The sequence below is a fragment of the Sulfitobacter sp. OXR-159 genome (genome assembly GCF_034377145.1).
Lineage (GTDB): Bacteria > Pseudomonadota > Alphaproteobacteria > Rhodobacterales > Rhodobacteraceae > Sulfitobacter.
Genome location: NZ_CP139711.1, coordinates 42184 through 59941 on the forward strand (window position 1 = coordinate 42184; position 17758 = coordinate 59941).

The 17758-nt window shown below is 59.5% G+C and carries 19 protein-coding genes and 1 pseudogene; 13 read left to right on the forward strand and 7 right to left on the reverse strand.

What is annotated here, in order from left to right; genetic code table 11:
* Nucleotides 1–48: 48 nt before the first annotated feature.
* A complete protein-coding gene (locus T8A63_RS21025) occupies nt 49–477 on the reverse strand; it encodes a MaoC family dehydratase (RefSeq protein WP_322346691.1) in 429 nt (142 codons plus the stop codon).
* A 168-nt stretch (nt 478–645) separates the two neighbouring features.
* On the opposite strand from T8A63_RS21025, the gene T8A63_RS21030 reads away from it, so the two are divergent.
* Nucleotides 646–1311: a TetR/AcrR family transcriptional regulator gene (locus T8A63_RS21030; RefSeq protein ID WP_322346692.1), complete on the forward strand. Its 666-nt coding sequence runs from the start codon at nt 646–648 to the stop codon at nt 1309–1311.
* Nucleotides 1312–1468: 157 nt separating this feature from the next.
* On the opposite strand, the gene istB is transcribed toward T8A63_RS21030, so the two are convergent.
* The 6 genes and pseudogenes from istB to T8A63_RS21060 form a co-directional block, all read right to left on the reverse strand.
* Nucleotides 1469–2260: an IS21-like element helper ATPase IstB gene (gene istB / locus T8A63_RS21035; RefSeq protein ID WP_322346695.1), complete on the reverse strand. Its 792-nt coding sequence runs from the start codon at nt 2258–2260 to the stop codon at nt 1469–1471.
* Nucleotides 2250–2483: pseudogene (locus T8A63_RS21040) on the reverse strand (IS21 family transposase); the annotation flags it as partial. The pseudogene T8A63_RS21040 and the gene istB, both read right to left, overlap by 11 nt.
* A gap of 66 nt (nt 2484–2549) precedes the next feature.
* Nucleotides 2550–3707: a replication initiation protein RepC gene (repC, locus tag T8A63_RS21045; RefSeq protein ID WP_322346696.1), complete on the reverse strand. Its 1158-nt coding sequence runs from the start codon at nt 3705–3707 to the stop codon at nt 2550–2552.
* A 218-nt stretch (nt 3708–3925) separates the two neighbouring features.
* Nucleotides 3926–4579 carry a hypothetical protein gene (locus T8A63_RS21050; RefSeq protein ID WP_209273907.1) on the reverse strand — a complete coding sequence of 218 codons (654 nt, stop codon included), beginning with the start codon at nt 4577–4579 and terminating at the stop codon, nt 3926–3928.
* Between the two features lie 52 nt (nt 4580–4631).
* Nucleotides 4632–5642 (reverse strand): IS30 family transposase, encoded by a 1011-nt coding sequence (locus T8A63_RS21055; RefSeq protein WP_280322806.1) that lies wholly within the window; start codon nt 5640–5642, stop codon nt 4632–4634.
* A gap of 138 nt (nt 5643–5780) precedes the next feature.
* Entirely contained in the window at nt 5781–5981 is a 201-nt protein-coding gene (locus T8A63_RS21060; protein ID WP_322346697.1) for a hypothetical protein, read from the reverse strand.
* Nucleotides 5982–6070: 89 nt separating this feature from the next.
* Between T8A63_RS21060 and T8A63_RS21065 the strand changes: the two genes are divergently transcribed.
* From T8A63_RS21065 to T8A63_RS21120, 12 genes are all read left to right on the forward strand, one after another.
* Nucleotides 6071–7162 (forward strand): IS630 family transposase, encoded by a 1092-nt coding sequence (locus T8A63_RS21065; protein WP_067931132.1) that lies wholly within the window; start codon nt 6071–6073, stop codon nt 7160–7162.
* A 648-nt stretch (nt 7163–7810) separates the two neighbouring features.
* Nucleotides 7811–8392 carry a lytic transglycosylase domain-containing protein gene (locus T8A63_RS21070; protein ID WP_409135539.1) on the forward strand — a complete coding sequence of 194 codons (582 nt, stop codon included), beginning with the start codon at nt 7811–7813 and terminating at the stop codon, nt 8390–8392.
* Entirely contained in the window at nt 8389–8673 is a 285-nt protein-coding gene (locus tag T8A63_RS21075) for a TrbC/VirB2 family protein (RefSeq protein ID WP_037239483.1), read from the forward strand. Before T8A63_RS21070 ends, T8A63_RS21075 begins: the two co-directional genes overlap by 4 nt.
* 23 nt (nt 8674–8696) lie before the next feature.
* The gene (locus T8A63_RS21080) at nt 8697–8972 is read left to right on the forward strand and encodes a type IV secretion system protein VirB3 (protein WP_068247331.1); all 276 of its coding nucleotides are present in this window, start codon (nt 8697–8699) and stop codon (nt 8970–8972) included.
* Nucleotides 8962–11331 (forward strand): type IV secretion system DNA-binding domain-containing protein, encoded by a 2370-nt coding sequence (locus T8A63_RS21085; RefSeq protein ID WP_209273903.1) that lies wholly within the window; start codon nt 8962–8964, stop codon nt 11329–11331. The genes T8A63_RS21080 and T8A63_RS21085 overlap by 11 nt, the downstream gene beginning before the upstream one ends.
* A gap of 165 nt (nt 11332–11496) precedes the next feature.
* Entirely contained in the window at nt 11497–12585 is a 1089-nt protein-coding gene (locus T8A63_RS21090) for a lytic transglycosylase domain-containing protein (RefSeq protein ID WP_209273901.1), read from the forward strand.
* Nucleotides 12575–13384 carry a type IV secretion system protein gene (locus tag T8A63_RS21095; protein ID WP_209273899.1) on the forward strand — a complete coding sequence of 270 codons (810 nt, stop codon included), beginning with the start codon at nt 12575–12577 and terminating at the stop codon, nt 13382–13384. Before T8A63_RS21090 ends, T8A63_RS21095 begins: the two co-directional genes overlap by 11 nt.
* A 3-nt stretch (nt 13385–13387) precedes the next feature.
* Nucleotides 13388–13876 (forward strand): hypothetical protein, encoded by a 489-nt coding sequence (locus T8A63_RS21100; protein WP_072506894.1) that lies wholly within the window; start codon nt 13388–13390, stop codon nt 13874–13876.
* Between the two features lie 2 nt (nt 13877–13878).
* A complete protein-coding gene (locus T8A63_RS21105; RefSeq protein WP_322346701.1) occupies nt 13879–14880 on the forward strand; it encodes a type IV secretion system protein in 1002 nt (333 codons plus the stop codon).
* Nucleotides 14881–14882: 2 nt separating this feature from the next.
* Nucleotides 14883–15527, forward strand: coding sequence for a virB8 family protein (locus T8A63_RS21110; RefSeq protein ID WP_068247313.1), 645 nt, complete (start codon nt 14883–14885; stop codon nt 15525–15527).
* A gap of 3 nt (nt 15528–15530) precedes the next feature.
* Nucleotides 15531–16262, forward strand: a complete 732-nt coding sequence (locus T8A63_RS21115) for a TrbG/VirB9 family P-type conjugative transfer protein (protein ID WP_209273897.1) — start codon at nt 15531–15533, stop codon at nt 16260–16262.
* 2 nt (nt 16263–16264) lie between these two features.
* Nucleotides 16265–17722 carry a TrbI/VirB10 family protein gene (locus T8A63_RS21120; RefSeq protein WP_209273895.1) on the forward strand — a complete coding sequence of 486 codons (1458 nt, stop codon included), beginning with the start codon at nt 16265–16267 and terminating at the stop codon, nt 17720–17722.
* The last annotated feature ends 36 nt before the right edge of the window (nt 17723–17758 follow it).

The window sequence follows — 17758 nt, forward strand, 5'->3', positions numbered from 1 at the left end:
TGATCTTTGCAAATTCTCCAGATGGGCCCGCGCCCTGCCTGCGGCGCCTCAGCCGCCGACGATCAGCACAAGCCAGTCCGCGGCAAGCGCCGGGCGGTCGCTGCCCTCGACCTCGACGCTGACGGAATAGCGTCGCAGCACCCCGCTCGCCTTCGGGGTTTCGGCTGCCAGCGTGAAGTGTCCGCGCAGGCGTGCCCCCACCGACACCGGCGCCAGTAAGCGTATCTTGTCGAAGCCGTAGTTCACCTCGACGACGCCCGGTGCCGCCGCAGGCAGCGCGCTGCGGGTGAAGGCAGTCAGCAGCGAGAGCAGATAGAAGCCATGCACGATGGTGCCGCCATATTCTGTCTCGGTCCGGGCCCGCTCAGGGTCGACGTGGATGAACTGGTGGTCGTCGATGGCATCGGCGAAGCGATCGACCATCGGTTGATCGATCAGGATCCAGTCTGAGACGAACGGGGCTGGCGCATGTTGCATTTCGGGGTCCTTGAAACTGTCACTTCGGGTTACAACCTACGCCGTAGTATGTAACAATCCAACTGTCCAGACCTGATGCGGAATGCAATGAATGATAGTTGTTTGATTTCGTTATCCGCCTTATGGAATGGACGTCATAAATCTGAAGACTTTGCTGGAGGGACCCGAGTGGCGAACCAAGACATTCACCGTGAATGGGCGTCAAGGATTCGCGGCCACGAGGGTTCGGAGCCTCTTGCCGAAAGCGTCGTAGAAATCTTGGATTGCGCCGCACTGTGCTTCACCGAGACGGGTTTCCAGGGCACCAGTATCGACGACGTCGCCCGCCGCCTTGGCGCGACCAAGGGGCGTATCTATCACTATTTTCGCTCCAAGACCGATCTCTTCTTCGAGGTACATCGAGAGGGCATGAAGCGCCTGATGGATGCGGTGATCGAAGCGAAGTCCGCCGGGGGAACCGGGCGTGAAACGCTGCAGCGCATGGTCGAGGCTCATGCCCTGACGATGATGCAGAATGTCGCCTACGAGGCCGTTGTCGTGCAGGGGGTCCACCTGCACCGGCTCAGCGCCACCACCCCCGAGCAGCGCGTGATCCTGAATGAGCTGATGGACGTCCGGCACCGTTTCGAGCAGCTGTTCGTCGAGGTCTTCGAAGCCGCCCAGGCCGAAGGCAGCGTGCGCCGGGATGCCAATACCTCCCTGGCGGTGAAGGGCATCTTGGGGGCCGTAAACTGGATGGCAATCTGGTATCGTCCGCGTCAGGACGAAAGCCCGGAGGCCCAGCAGGCGATGGCTCGCAACTTGGCCACATTGCAGGTCGAAGGGGTCGGCTAATTTATTGGTCACCAAGTCAGGAGGGACTGTTTCGCTGGCACTGTAAAGTTAACGGACGCCGACCAAAGACATTCAGAGGCTCTGGCTGTTAATTTCCGCTGAGAACTGACCCGGTATGTTCACCGAGATTTGACCCGCCCTTACAGCTTATCAGCGGTCATGTTTTGGTCAATGCGGGCGTCTCCTTTCGCTTTTGCTTTGCAGCCTCGGAGCTGGCCTTGAAGCGATAGCTGTCGTTGCCGGTCTCCAGGATGTGACAGCGATGTGTGAGGCGGTCGAGGAGCGCCGTTGTCATCTTGGCGTCCCCGAAGACTTGGGCCCATTCCGCGAAGCTGAGGTTGGTTGTGATGATGACGCTGGTGCGCTCATAGAGCTTGCTGAGGAGGTGGAACAGCAAGGCGCCACCGGACGCACTGAACGGAAGGTAGCCGAGCTCGTCGAGGATAACCAAGTCGATCTTGGTCAGCATCTCAGCCATCTTCCCGGCCTTTCCCATGGCCTTCTCTTGTTCGAGGGCATTCACGAGTTCCACGGTTGAGAAGAAGCGGACCTTGCGACGATGATGCTCGATGGCCTGGACGCCGATGGCTGTCGCAACGTGGCTTTTTCCGGTGCCTGGGTCGCCTATGAGAACGACGTTCTCTACGTTTTCCATGAACTCCCCTCGATGCAGCTGCCGGACTGTGGCCTCGTTGATGTCGCTGGAGGCAAAGTCGAAGCCCGCGAGGTCCTTGTAGGCTGGGAAGCGCGCGACCTTCATGTGGTAGGCGATGGATCGGACCTCCCGTTCAGCCATCTCCGCCTTGAGCAGTTGGGACAACATCGGCGTTGCGGCCTCGAAGGCAGGTGCACCTTGGGCGACGAGATCATCGACGGCCTGGGCCATGCCGTGCAGCTTGAGGCTGCGCAGCATGATCACAATCGAAGCCCCTGCAGGATCATGACGCATGACGCTTCTCCGTGGTTTGCCTCAGGCCGTCATAGCGGTCGACATCGGCCTTCGGTGCGGTCTCCAGCGCCAGCGCTTCCGGCGGATCGATCTCGGGGTGATCGGTCTGTTTGCAGTCGACCAGCCTGTGGAGCAGGTTCAGGATGTGCGTCTTGGTTGGCACGCCGGCCTCCAGAGCCAGTTCGACGGCGCACAAGACCGCCTCTTCGTCATGGTGGAGCACAAACATAAACTTCATTACGAGATTTTCAGCGCGTTTTTGGGCAAGTTCAGTTGCGGGTTGGAAACTCTACCTCACCCCATTGCGCCGTTTTTGCAGAGCCGCAACGCTTGCATCGAAGTCCAGCCTTCCTGCCTTGGCTCGACGGATCAGTTCGCGCATCAAACCGCCAGGATTGCGAACAGGGTAGCTCGGGTGATCTCGCTGCGCATCAACCAATAGTAGGCAGAAAGCCAACCCGTGGTCGCCCAAGGTGCTCTGGCCCTCATGCCAAACTGAAGCATGGATATCGAGCATCGGCAGCAACGCCCAGGCAGCCTCGATGATGTCGCGCTCTTTGAGAGGTCGGTTCTGATCTCGGCTCGTGTCAAGCATCATGCGTAAGCCGTCGCCGGCAATGCGATATAGATTCTCTGGCGTCAGAGCGGGTGGCGCGGGGCAGGGAATTGATGATGGCGGTTCACTCTGTGCGATTTCCGCATGTCTTCCAGAGTTATCCACAGCGGGCGGCGTCTTTACAGTTTGAGTTTCTTCTCTGGTGTTTTGTGTAAAGGGCCGGAAGTTTTCCGCTGGCTGGTCGGAAGAAAGCCCATGTTTTTCAAGCCAGTCATCAAGGCTGTTGCACAGATCGGAACTGGCCTTCAAATGGGCGTTGAGCCGCTCCAGACCGAGACGGCTTAAAGCATCGCTGCGTGGCCATTTATCGAAACTGGCGAGAATCTTGACGATCTCAGGATCTTTGATAGCCGAGGAGGGCAGGGCGGCGATGCACCGTTTCATGTGACGCAAACGAAGGGACCGAAGATCCTTCAAAGCGCGCAAATGCCTCCGTTCCGCACGGAGCCGATCGCGAAGGGCTATGAACTCTTCCAGTCGCGCGATCAGCGGAGTCAGTATCAAGCCTAGGCCAGCGCGACCATAGCGGGCCCCATTCGCCGCGACACGTTTCACGATCAGCCCAAGCTTGGCCAGCGCGGCCTCATCCGTTCGCAACTGGCGCGACGTCTTGCCAAGTTCGACCGCTGCGAGATCTTGCGTGCCAAAAAACACCGGTTCACGATGGGGAGAGGTCCAGTCGGATGCGCGGGTCCGCCCGATGATGTAGTTCAGAACTGCGAGGCGCGCCGGGCGCAGGCCTATATGCGGGGCAACCTCTGAAATTAGTGCCATAACAGCACCTTTGGTCCAGCCTTCCGGCAGGGTGAGATGGGTTCGGATCACGTTCACTGTCTTGTCCTTATGACTTGGGACAAGGCTGCAACAGGGCATCCGTGTCCCAGCGGGAGACACGTTTTTCATTGCCTTGACTGTCGGGACTGCTAGAACGGGACCATAGTTTGATTTGATCTGGCGGAACGCCAATTCCGTTGTTCTTTGAGCCCCTCGCTTGGTTGCCGCCTTGCGGGGGTTTCTTCTTTTTAACGTTTGCCTTCGACTACTTGAGATCAGTAGTTGACTTGTTCGAAGCCATAGGTGCCCTCAAAATCCGCCCAATCGACGAACACAGCACGGACCCAGATATAGGGGCAGTTCTGACCGTACCGCTCAGCTCCCCGAAAAGCTGGAGGAAGAGCACCCATCGAACTGATTTCCCAACGAAATTGCCCATCCTGATCATACGTACCGCGCCGCACAGAAGCATATCTGTTGCATTCGTCACGGCCTTCGTTCTGACGTGCCGTAACCTGAAAGACATCTATGGAACGGATGAAATCAAAAGCAGGATCGGTCACGTCGATATCGGCACCACGCCCGACAGCTTGCGCAAGATGGAGCGTTTCCCGTTCAGGGGGCCGGGAGACTGCTGGATTAGGATTGAAGCCCGCCAACCTGTAGAGCTGCGCGACCGGATCCGGCTTTTCAAGCGCTGCGCGCATTGGACAACGCCAGATCTGCAGCGGTGGTTCGACTGGCCAGGGCGTGATCCGGCGGATAAACTCCGCGCGCGCCCGGGCACATGGGACCGAAGGCGGCCAACCGCCTGCGAGGCACAGGAGGATCGCACAATCGATCTGGTAGCCTTGTGCGGCGGCAGGTTTGGCAGCAAGCGGTGTAAGCCCGATCGCGATGATCGCGGCAGTTGACAGAAGCCGCCTCATGACAGAGCGCCGCTGTGAACTCACGGTGAAGTGCAGTTCTTGATATGTCGTTTTACTCCAACCGGTTCTGTATTTCCATCAGGTTGCTTTCAAAGACCTCAGCGGGCGTCCGGTAGCCAAGGCACTTGCGCGGCGTTGCGTTGAGGCGGTGGCAAATCGACCTCAAATATCGATTTGTCAGCGCCGTCGGTGCGGTTGATCTTGGAAGGTATCGACGCAGCCTGTTGTTCGTATTCTCAACAGTGCCTTTCTGATAGGGCGCTTGCGGGTCACAGAACCAGGCATCCGCTCCGATCCCGGCCTTGAGATATTTCCAGGCCGAGAACTCGGTGCCGCGGTCGAAGGTAATCGACTGGCGCGCATCGGCGGGCAGGGGAGCCAACCCGTTGATCAGAGACTCCATGATCGGTTTGGATTGGCGATCTTCATTACGCATCACGACGGCATAGCGGCTGACGCGCTCCACCAGTGACGTCACGTTTACCTTCCCATGCTCCTTGCGGAACATCATCAAGTCGCACTCCCAATGGCCGAATTCTAAGCGTTTTGAGACACGCTCAGGCCTGTGTGACAGGCTTTGACTGTCAAATATGTGGGTTCTGTTGTGCCTGCGGTAACCACGCGGCCGACGGTGGCGACGATGCTCAGGGAGATGGCGGTAGAACTGTTCCTCGCGACCGTCTTTGGAATAGGCAAAGCGATAGATCGTCTCGTGACTCACGCGGATCGGGTGCCGTTCGAGCCGCATCCTGCCGGCTATCTGTTCGGGCGACCAGCCAGCCTTCAGGCGGTTTTCGATAGCGGCTTTCAAATCAGGGTGGATGATCATCTTGCGATGGATCGCACGGCGCTGCTCATATTTGTCCTGAGCGACGAGCGCGTGATACCCATTTAGCTCAAGCAGTTCGTTGTCCGTGTACCGATTACGCTTAATGTCTCGGTAGATCGTGGACGGGTCGCGACCCAGTCGATCCGCGATCTCTGAAATCGGCATTTTGGCTTCAAGCCACTTTGCAAGCTTGCGACGTTCGTCCAGCTTCAGGTGACAGTAGTGGGTTCCCATTCTTCATACTCCATGCAACTCTCTGTATTCGTACATATTTTGCACTTCGTTTGTGAATCCACCCGCCGCTAACCCGTTGGCGTATAATAAGACTTATGTTAATTGTGTCATAATTGCTGACATATTTTGCGCGTCGTTTCATTGGAACATCTCCTGGTAAGCGTCAAGCACAAGACGGACTTCGGCCTGCGCGGAAGCTGATGCTGCGGCGAGGCAATTCAGATAGGTTTGTGCCTCATCGAAGTAGGTGTTGAACGCGGCTCTGATGTCGTCGCCGTACTCGTTCAGGAGCGCAGGCGAGGCCGCCAGCTCCGGCCGCAACGGCAACACGCAGTCCATCGCCAGCGTCTCGGCGGTTGCTGGGATCGCTAGTGTTCTCCACCTGACAGGAGATTCCCATCGGCAACGTGATGTGCCATATTTGAGGCATGAGACGCCATGACATCTGCCTTTACCTTGGCCCCGCCGACCGTACTGAGCTTCAAGCCCTGATCAGCAACCGCAACACTGCGCGCAAGCTTGTCTGGCGGGCCGAGATCGTCCTGGCCACAGCGGACGGTCATGGCACGTTCGAGATTATGCGACGCGCGGGCACGTCGAAACCCACGGTCTGGCGCTGGCAGCAGCGGTATCTCGATGAGGGCGTGGCCGGTCTCAAGCGTGACAAGACGCGACCCTCGCGGGTGCCGCCTTTGCCCGTGGAAACAAGGCTGAAGGTGATCGCCAAGACGGTGCAGGAAACCCCGCCCAATGCAACGCACTGGAGCCGCGCGCTAATGGCCGAAGCCATGGGCATCTCGCCGTCGAGCGTCGGCCGCATCTGGGCAGAAGCTGGCTTGAAGCCGCATCTCACGAAGGGGTTCAAGGTCTCGAACGACCCAAAGTTCGAGGAGAAGGTCACCGATATCGTCGGGCTCTACCTCGACCCGCCAGACCGTGCCGTGGTGCTCTGCGTCGATGAGAAATCCCAGATCCAGGCGCTGGATCGCACCCAGCCCGGACTGCCGCTCAAGAAGGGCCGTGCCGCGACCGTAACGCACGATTACAAACGCCATGGCACGACCACGCTGTTTGCTGCGCTGGATGTGAAATCAGGCACCGTCATTGGCGATTGCATGCCACGCCATCGTGCGCAGGAGTTCCTGAAATTCCTCCGACAGATCGACAAGGCTGTGCCCACGCGGCGCGATGTGCATCTGGTGCTCGACAACTACGCCACCCACAAGACGCCTGAGGTAAAGGCCTGGCTCGAAAAGCATCCGCGCTTCAAGCTGCACTTCACGCCCACCAGCGCGTCATGGCTGAACCTGGTGGAGCGCTTCTTTGCCGAGATCACATCAAGGCGCATCCGGCGCGGCAGCTATTCCAGCGTCGATGATCTTGAGGCCGCGATCTACGACTATCTGGCCCACCACAACGAGAAGCCAAGGCCCTTCAAATGGACCAAAACCGCAGAGGATATCCTCACCCGGGAACGTCGCGCGCTGGACAAGCTCGATGAAACTCGCGGAAACAGGTAGGAAGTGTCAGACTCAGAGCACTAGGGCGATGAATGTGCTACATGCCAGCAACCGCGACATCTGGTGGTCTCCCGACAATCTGGGGGCGAATCGTGTGTCGGACCTATCACCGAAAAAATATCTTAATCAATCAAAAGATATCTATTGACCATATAAAGGGTTTTCCGCTACGTCGCCGCATATCTTGTGACATGCACTGTTTGAAGCGGTGCAAAAGCAGGTTACTTCCGTAGGAACTTCTTTCCTTCGGAGGCAAAATGGCAGGAACAAAATACCCCGTGATCCTAACATCGCACATGCAAGAGGCGATCGAGGGTGGGGCATGGATCGAGGTGGAATGCATTGAAGCCCCGGAAAAGGGCGGCAATACGCATAGGGGTGGCTGGACGGTTTTCGTCTGCTCCAATGACGGTCAAGGCGGTGTGCACCGGTCGGTCTATGTGACCAACCGGGATCTGAAACCACGCGTCTTCAAGACCGCAGCAGGGCTCATGAGCTTCTGCCTGGAGCTCGACGCAAAGGTATTCAGCTGCCCTCTCCGAGAAGGTGAGAGAGGCACGTGGGAGTTTGAGACGACAAGGTATCCTACCAGCGGCTAGCCTCGTTCTCTGGGGGCTTTCAGGCCCTTCCACTCATGCACAATCCGTTATCGATCTCGATGCTCCAGACCGTGTTGGTCGACTGACCAGTAGCGTTCTCGACTTTGCAAGACTCCAACCCGAGCAAAGCGACGTTGTCGCACGCTCTGAGGTCGTCCCTCTTGATTCACCGCGCCTTTCTCCGCCGCGGGTCCCATCGGGCCGCCCTGCGATCGAGACTATGATCCTTGATGTGGGGTCGGTCTACGTGGACCACCCGGCCCTGCGGAGGGCCGGGATGTCCTCGCGCGATTGGCTCGCATTCTTTCGCGCCAACATCGCTATCGAAAGCGCATTTGATCCAAGCGCGCGATCGCATGTTGGCGCAATCGGGCTTGGGCAGTTGATGCCGGACACTGCACGCGTGCTTGGCGTCGATCCGCATGATCCTGAGCAAAACCTGCATGGATCCGCCCGCTACTTGCTGACACAACTTGATCGGTTCGGCACGCCGCAGCTTGCGCTCGCGGCCTACAACGCCGGCCCCGAAGCCGTGGCGCGCCATGGCGGGATTCCCCCCTACCGCGAAACCCAAGGCCATGTCCGCAAGGTCATGGCCGTCTATGCCCAATCCATCGGAGACCAGATATGAAACGCATCGACTATACCCGGGCGGCATTGGCCGCGTTGCTGATAGTGGCCGCAGCCCCGGCGCTCGCACAAGACCTTAGCCCGGTCTCTGACATGATCGACAACATCATCGACGCGGTGACGGGTCCGATCGGTCGTGGCCTCGGTGTGCTCGCTCTCGTGGGATCCGGTGTCATGATGTTTTTCGGGCGCCTCAACTGGCCGATCTTCGTCGCCGTGTTTGTCGGCGTGGTGCTGATCTTTTCGGCCGAGACCATCATCGACGGCTTTGCGGCTCCTTGATCTGACCGACCGCAGAGACCTCCATGCGCGACACACCACTCTTTCTGGGGCTTACCAAGCCGCCACGGATATTCGGTCTCCCGATCGGATATTTTGTGGCGCTGGTCTTCGCATCCGTGATCCCTTTCATTCTGGTTGACGACATGCGGTTCCTGCTGGTGTTCATCGCGGGCTACCCACCGCTTTGGCTGGTCGCAGACCGCAATCCAAATCTGTTTCAGATTTTGAACGTGGTGATGTCGCGCACACCGCGAACGAGTGTGCGATCCCGTGATGGGGGCGATCTCTATGTCGCGTGAGTTTCGGGGGTTGATTGCAAGCAACGCTGTTCGGGATGCACTTGGGGACAAGGTCTTGAAAGCCGAGCGTCTTGGGCGGCACCTACCCTACATCGCTGCGGTGCGAGACAATGTCATCCTGACGCGCCAAGGTGATCTGATGGCGTCGGTCACGCTCGGCGGGATCGACAGCTTCACCAGCGATGACACCCGGATCGATGAGATCAGTGAAGGCTTTGCCCGGATCGTCAGTCAGTTGGGCGAGCGTTTCGGTTTCCACATCAACAAGGTATCACGCCCGGATGTCGCGGACCTTGCTGCGCCTGACGGTATGCCTTTTGCAAATGCGGTAGACGCGGCGTGGCAGAGAAGCCTGCGCGCACGTGACCTGAAAGCCCGCACCTTGATGCTGACAGTATTGATGCGTCCGTCGATGCCGCAGGCATTCTCGAAGGTTCTGGGTGCCCTAGGCGGGGGCCGCGATTTCCAGAAAGACATCGATACGCGAATTGTTGCCCTGGAAGAGGCCATGACGCTGCTCATGGCGATGTATTCCGACGCAGGTGCAGCGCGCCTGACAGTCTCGAGCGGGGACTGGCTTGCAGTGTTGGCCGCGGTTCACGGACAGAGCTACGGCAAAATCATCGCGGCCCCCGGGCAACTGTTGGCTGACACGATGAGCAATTTCGACGTCAGCTTTCAAGGCAAAACCATGCGGCTGGAAAGCGGCGACAGCGCACGATACGGCGCGATTTTCGGGATAAAATCCTATCCCAGTCGCACCTGGCCAACCATGCTTGACGCGTTGGAACTGCCCTATGACATCACGATCACCAACTCTTTCACGCCGCGGCGCGCCAATGAGATGGTTGAGCGCATTCAACGCACCTTTCGCCAGCGGGGTGCCTCCGAGGATGCTGGTGTCAGCCTGACAGAGCAATTGATCGAAGCCGCCGACGCCGTGGCATCCGGCCGGTCGACCTTTGGGACACATCACGCCTCCGTGCAGGTTTTCTGTGACAGCGCCGAGGAACTGGAACAGGCAGCTTCCGAGATCTGGCGGGCGGGGCAAGAGACCGGTGCCGTTCTGGTCCGGGAATCCTGGGCCGCAAAGGCACTCTATTTCGCACAAGCGCCGGGAAACTGGGCCTACCGGATCCGTGACGGGATCGTTTCGTCGCACAATTTCGCGGAACTTGCAGCGTTTCACAAGACAAGGCCGGGGCGCGGACCCGAGGCCAGCCCATGGGGCAAGACGATCACGGCCTTCCCGACCGTGACCTCCAGCCTCTACCGGTTCAACTTTCACGAAGCGGGGCGCAGGACCGATGAGCCAAGCGTCGGGCACACGCTTGTTCTAGGCCGCACCGGGTCCGGCAAGACACTCGGTACGGCTTTTCTCATGGCGCAGGCCCGCAGAGTGGGTGCGCGAGTCATCGTTTTCGACAAGGATCAGGGGTTGGAGATGGCGATCCGCGCTTTGGGTGGCAGCTACAGCGAAATCAAGGTGGGCCAGCCCACCGGCTTTAACCCGATGACCACGGAGACCGATGCGCGGGGGGCCGCCTGGCTGACAGATTGGCTCGGCGACATTCTGGCCCGTCACCGTCCATTTGAGACGGTCCAGACCGCAGCACTGAACGAGGCGGTTCGTCAGATCGCCGCCGCGGAGCCGGGCCTCAGAACCTTCGACGGTTTGGCAAGTCTCGTGGCCTCCACCGATGATGACGGCGACCTGGTGTCCCGCGTGCGGGAATGGACAGAAGTCGGCCGGTACGGTTGGCTTTTCTCAAGGCCCGGTGCCCAGGCGATTGCCATTGGCGAGGATGTCCTTGGTCTCGACATGACCGAACTTCTGGACCAGGACGCAGAACGCTCAGCCCTGCTCGCCTATCTCTTCCGCCGTATCGAGCGCGTGATCGAGGATCGCAGACCAACAATCATTGTGATCGACGAGGCGTGGAAGATGTTGGCTGACGATATCTTCGTCAAGCGCCTCCATGACTGGCTGGTTACCATGCGCAAGCGCAACTGCGTGGTGATGATGTTGACCCAGACACCGGGCCATCTGGACCAAAGTTCGGTCGGCCAGATCATCGCGGAAAGTGTGGCAACCCAGATCCTGTTTCCCAATCCACGGGCAAATCCGGAGGATTACAGCATCCTGCGCCTGAACGCGCGCGAGGCGGATTTTCTTTCCAGCCCGACAGCCGGGTTGCGGCTGGCATTGATCCGTTCCGGCGCCGACAGCGTGTTCGTCAATACCGATCTCGCAGGCTTGGGCGGCCTGGTTACTGTTCTTGGTGGCGGCAAGACCGGCGAGGAAAAGGCGCCTGCCAATTGGCGCAAGAAAGAAGAATTCTGGAAGGACATGATGTGAAAGCACGATTTTTTCTGTTGGTCGCCATGACGGTCCTGAGCGCTTGCGAAGGTGCATCAACAGGCGTGCGATCGCCCTGTTTTGAACGGCCCGCGATGGCGTTCTCGGCCCCTGCTCCCGATCTTGTTTCACGGAATGCGCATTGTGATTTCCAGAGCTTCTAGAATGGCGATTCCGTTGGCCTTGGGTCTTGGCTCGCTTGCCTCCGCGCAGGGCGTGCCAGTGATCGATGGCTCCAACCTTGCCCGCGCTGTGTCGCGCGTCGAAGAGCTCGCACGCGACGCCTTGCGGCAGGGCCAGAAGCGCGACGCCCGCCAGGATCAAGCGGACATCTATCAAGAGCAGCTTGAAGCCTACGAACGTTTCCTTGCGGAGACCACCGGTGTCACCGACCTGAGTGGGTTCGAGGCTGGTGGGCCCGGCTGGGCGAGCGCTGCAGAGACTTACCCAGCCCAGGAAGATCATCCTGATGCCGATCGCCTCTTCGGTGAGCCAAGCGACGTGGAGCGCATGATCATCACGGTGGCGCGGCGCTATGAGGGTCATCCCGGTGTTGCGGCCGCCGGTCTGACGCCACTGACATGGCGTATCCTGTTTCAGTCACTGATCAAGCAGGAAAGTCGTTTCAACAATGCAGCCGTCTCCCACGTGGGTGCGCGCGGTTTTTGCCAGCTGATGCCGGGCACAGCATCGGATCTCGGTGTGAACCCGTATGATCCTTGGGAAAACCTGGACGGTGGCGCACGCTACATTCTCACGCAACTGAACCGCTTCGGTCGGATCGATCACGCTCTGGCGGCCTATAATGCAGGTCCTGGCCGTGTTCTCGAGTATGGTGGTGTGCCTCCTTTCGAGGAAACCCAGACCTACGTCCGGCGCATCAACGGCTATTACAACGACTATCTTGGCACCATCACCGGCGTCGACATGACGGGGTCACTGGCGGGCTTCGATGGTGCCTCGGCCGCCTGGGGCAACTGGGCGGATGCCTCGGTCGGCTATGGCGCCTACATGGGCACCCAGATCGATCAGGCCATGACCCGGATCGCGGCGCTTTTGCGTGAAGATCCGCCCGATAACGCAAAAGAGTCGCTGGACCGCTCCACCTATATGCTTGCTGAACGGGCGCGGCTCATGGCGCTGACGCTGCGTCTGCGCGCGGCCCACGTGAAAGTCGAAGCGGCACAAGGTTTGACCGAGGCCGCCGATCACCTGGAGCAATCCACTTTCTGGAGGTATTCCGATGAGGGCTGACACCCGCATTGCCGCAATTATTGTCGCGAGCACGCTCATGGCGGCACACCCGCCCGCTGCCTTCGCTCAGGGTGTGCCTGTGATCGATGGATCGAACCTCGCGCAGAACATCGAGCAGCTGCAGGCCGCGCTGCGCGATGCGGAAAACCAGCTCCAGCAAATCGAGGAATTGCGCACCCAGATCGAGCGCCTCACTGATATTCAGGGCCTTCTTGATGACGTCTTGGGTTCAATTACCGGCCTGAATGAAATCGCAGCCCTCTACAACGATGTGGAGGACCTGCGTGCCCGCGCCCAGAAGATCACCGATCTATCGGGTTTCATGGACAGTCTGTCGCTCGGGGATTTTGACAGCCTGCTGGACGATCTGCTCGATGGCGACGTCACCATGGGAGAGCGCCGGGCCGCCGATGCCATGCGCGAGACAATGGCCAGTGCGGGGTTCACCTCGGAAAAGCTCACCGAGCTGAACGACGCCGGGAACCCGCAAGGCGCTGCCATAGCCGATCTGGCGGCTGCCAATGCCATGGTTATCGGGCAAGCCCAGATTTCCTACGAGGAAGCCGCCCAGAGCATCGAGCGTATCGATGGGCTGGTGGAAGCGATTGGCGATCAGGAAACGCTCAAGGAATCGATCGATCTCAACACGCGTATGGCCGCAGAGACGAATTACATGCTGGGCCAGATGTGGCGCCTGAATGCCGCCCAAGGCTTGGCGCAAGGTCAAAACGGCATTGATTTCGCGGCCGAGCAGGCCCGCACACGCTCCTTCTTTGATTTCTCCGGCGCCGAGGACTGACCCTTGAATACATCACTCAAAGCACTTGCAGTTTTCATCGCCCTGGCAGGCAGTGCCTGGGCGGAAGACTTGCAAGACCTGCCCGACGATACGTTGCTCGGGGAGGTCGTCACTGCCACCGAAAATGGGGAGGAAGAACGCCTCCTCGATCTCATGCGCGAGGTACAGGCAAGAGGGCTCTTGATGTTCCCGAAGCCGCAAACCTGCACCTTCAGCTATCCGGACACTGAGTTTTTCGGCAACGAGATTTTCCGTGGAGCGGTTCGATGGGGCTTCGGCACCGACCTGAGAGAGCTTGCAATGTCGCAGGGCTTCTGCGGCTGCATCTATGATCTCGGGTCGCTCGATGCGTTTACGCAGGAACGGATTGGTAAGGCGGCGCAGGATGCAACTACCAGCGATTTCAGCGTCTTTCGCAAATACCGTCGTAGCGATTGGTCAGATGTAAACGAGCGCTATCAGAACTTCCAATTGGAGCGGTGTGGTAGTTAAGGATGGCCATAATCGCTGAGGTTCTGGCATTGGTAGATGCCACTGTCGCGGGCGTGGCAGCTGACACGTATGCCGATACGGTTGCCGCAGTACGCCCGGTTGTACAGACCGCATCTGTGATGGTGGTCGTTCTTGTAGGCGCAAATGTGGGTCTGCAAGCCGTGCCGCTCTCGGTTTCCACAATCGTGTCGGTAGGGCTGCGCATTGTGCTGGTCAATGTGTTTTTGATCTACGCAAACCTTTCTGTTCCGTACGAAGCGCTGACAAATGCTCCTGCCGAACTTGGTGCAGGTATTCTCAACTCCCTCTCAGGTGGTGATGTCACAAACCTTTATGACGGCATAGACGATCTCTACTCCCAAGCTCTGAATGTCGGACAGGCGATCAGCCAGAATGGCGGCTGGCTGGCCGGGGCCCTGACCAGTGTGATCATGTTCCTCGTTGCCGCGGCCATGGCGACCATCACCATTATTGTCCTGTCGGCCGCCAAGATCATGTTGGCGGTGCTGGTCGCCATCGCACCGGTGGCTGTGGCCTGCACATTGTTCAAGCAATCGGCGCCACTGTTTGAGGCCTGGGTCAAGCTCGCCATCGGATTTGCCTTCGTGCCGCTATTCGTGGCTGCCATGGCCGGCTTCACAATCGCGACGGGGGAAGCCGTGGCCCCTCGCGACCTCGACAGCGTCGAAACACTCGGGGACGCGATTTCGTTCGTCGTGGTGATGATGATCGGCGCCGGTCTGATGTTGCTCGTGCCAACTTTCGCGCAAGGGCTTGCCGCTACGAACATCGGCCTCGCCTCGATCGGTGCAAATGCCGCGCGGATGCCCGGGAACGCATGGCGCAATACCGGTGCCGCGATCCGGGGCGGAGATGACATGCGACGGGGCTTCAACGCAGGAGTTCAGGGACAAGGCGTCTCCGACCGATCGTCCAGCGCGGCCCGTGCCGGGAGCTATGCGGGCGGTGCGGTCAAGCTCGCCGGAAAGATGAAGAAGGGATAGTCATGAGTGATTTCGATATCGATTTGGTGATGGGTCCGCGCCGGGCAGCGCGCGCCGCATGGATCGTTGCGGGCTGTTCCTGCGCCGTATCCGTGCTGTTGGCCCTGACCATTACGGTTATGTTGCCCCTGCGCGAAACCGAAGTGTTTACCGTCCTCGTCGACAGCACGTCGGGTGCAGCAGAACGCATCTACCAGGTTCAGCCAACCGGTATCACCGATGAGGAAGCGATCAAGGAGTCCCTGCTTGTCAGCTATATCAGCGACCGCGAAAGCTATTTCAGGAACGGCATTCAGGAACGGCTCGAAAGTGTCCAGCGGCGCTCCAGCGGGCCAGCCCGCGCCTCGCTGATAGAACTCTGGACTACGGGGGCCGAGAATTATCCACCGCGCAGCTACGGCGCGAATGCGCAGGTCGATGTCCGCGTGCGGGCGATCACCTTCCTGCAGGACGAAGTGGCCCAGATCCGGTTCGACAAACGCCTCACCCGACCCAACCAAACCCCCGTCACGCAAACATTCATTGCCACCGTCGGGTTTGAATTTGCCCCCCGCCGCGAACGCTCCCTGACACGCGTTTGGGAAAATCCCCTTGGCTTCTCGGTGACCGCTTACCGGGTCGATGCCGAAACACTGACACGAGAATAATTCATGAAAACCTTCATAATTGCCATCGCAACGGTCGGCGGGTTGCTCGGAACGCCCGCCTTGGCCGAGCGCGCACCGGTCACCATGGGTCAGGACGCCCGCGTTCGCCACGTGACCTTCAACCCTACGGATGTGATCCGGATCGACACCCACCTTCGGGTAAACACGTCAATCGAACTCGGTCCCGGCGAACGGATCAATCAAGTCCTGATCGGTGACTCCGCGTCCTATGAAGTGGAGGTTCTGTCAAACCGCAATACGATCTCGATCAAGCCTGTCGAGGCACGGGCTGCGACAAACCTGACGATCTTTACCAACCGCCGCGCTGTCGCCTTCTATCTGACAGAGGGACGCTCGCGGACACAGTCTTTCCGGGTCGTCGTAAACTTTCCCGACGAGCGACCCGCCGGGCGCCAGCTTGCGGCTGGAGGCCGAGATACCGGCTATCAGTTCGCGGGCAGCGGTGCGATCCGCCCGGTGCGGGTCTGGAATGATGGGCGCTCGACCTTCTTTGAATTCCGGCCCGGCATGCGGCCCTCGATCTTCGGCTTGAACGCCCAAGGCTACGAGATCACCCAGAACAGCCAGACGCAAGGTGCGGTCGTGCGGGTCACCGGCGTGCGGGACGCCTACACGATCCGCATGGGCGACGATCATATCTGCATTACCCGTGAGACTGGCGGGTTCACGACCGAGGCTGCTGCCGTGGCCGCCCTGCGTGGACGGGAGTTCTGATCATGAGCGACGAGAAAACCGGGGAAAAGGAATACAGCTTCGCACCCAAGCGGCGCGCATCTCTCGGGCTCAGGCTTGGTTTGGGTGCGTTGCTTCTGGCAGGGACCGCCATCATTGCCTACCCGCTTGTGCAAGGCAGCGGCATCACGTCTGCCGTTGAAACATCGAAAGCCGACGACTTTCAGGATCAGGTCGACGGTGACGGGTTTGGCCGCATGACAACCGACGCGGAACCGACCGAACAAAGATCGGAGCCTAGGTTCGATCCCGGACCAATCGAGGATGAACTCGCGGCGCAGCGCCAGGCGCTGGAGGAACAGAACGCCAAGCTTGCGAGCGACGTGGTCGCCCTACAAGCCCAGTTGGCAAGACTGGCCGAGGCCCCTGCCCCCGACAATTCCGCCGAGCTGGCCGAAGCGCTGCGCTCGGTCCAGGAACAGAACACGGCGCTTATCGCCCAGATGCAAAGCGAGATGGACACCCGGTTGGCAGAAGCCGATCTTGAAGCGCAAAAGCGTATCGCTGATGAGGTTGCCGCACGCGCGCGTGTTGCCGATGGCCGGATGGAGCAGTTGATGGAGCAAATGCTCGGACTGCAGCGCCAGAACGACGCCCTGCAACAGCAGATCGATGACGGTATGAGTGACGCTCTACGCGCGCAAACCGAGAGGGATCAGCTCGCCGCCGAGGAAGCCGCGCGGCGGGCTGAACTGGACCGTCGGCGTGCCGAGGCGGCGGCGCTGCGCGACACACAAATCCGGTCCGAAGGGGTGATCTTTGATGCGGGCGGACAGACGGGCAGTCCGGCATCTGACCCTGAGAGGGGACCTGCGGTCGGAGATGCGGCGGCGCGCGCCTTCGTGTTGGACGGTGCCCAGCCCGTTCAAGTCGCGACAGCGGAGGTAATCGCCAATCCTTCCAATACGGTTCTGCAGGGCACGCTCATTCAAGCGTCACTGGAAACCGCCATCGAATCCACATTGCCCGGACAGATTACCGCCATCGTGAACTACCCGGTCTGGAGTTTCGATCAGTCCCGCGTTCTCATTCCCGAAGGCTCCCGCCTCTTCGGGACCTACAATTCGAATGTCTCTTTGGGCCAGGCCCGCATTCTGGTTGGCTGGTCACGCCTTGTCACACCCGAGGGGCAATCGGTTCAGCTCGCCGCATTTGGCGCGGACGATCAGGGCCGCTCGGGCGTGACGGGCTCCGTGAACTCCCGCTTTGGGCTGCGCTTTGGCACAGCTGCATTGCTCTCGATCATCGGCGCAGGACCGGCAATCGCCGCATCCGAGGCCAGCTCCGAGACCGGATCAGAAATTGCCGAGGATGTCGCGGGCAGTTTTTCGCAGGCCACCAATGCGGTGATCGGCGAATATGCCACCCTGCCTCCGGTTATCTCGGTCCAGCCGGGCGCTGCGATCAGTGTGATCGTCGACCGTGATCTTGAGTTCTATTAAGTGCGTTTCGGGTTCGACAAAACAATCAGGTGTCGA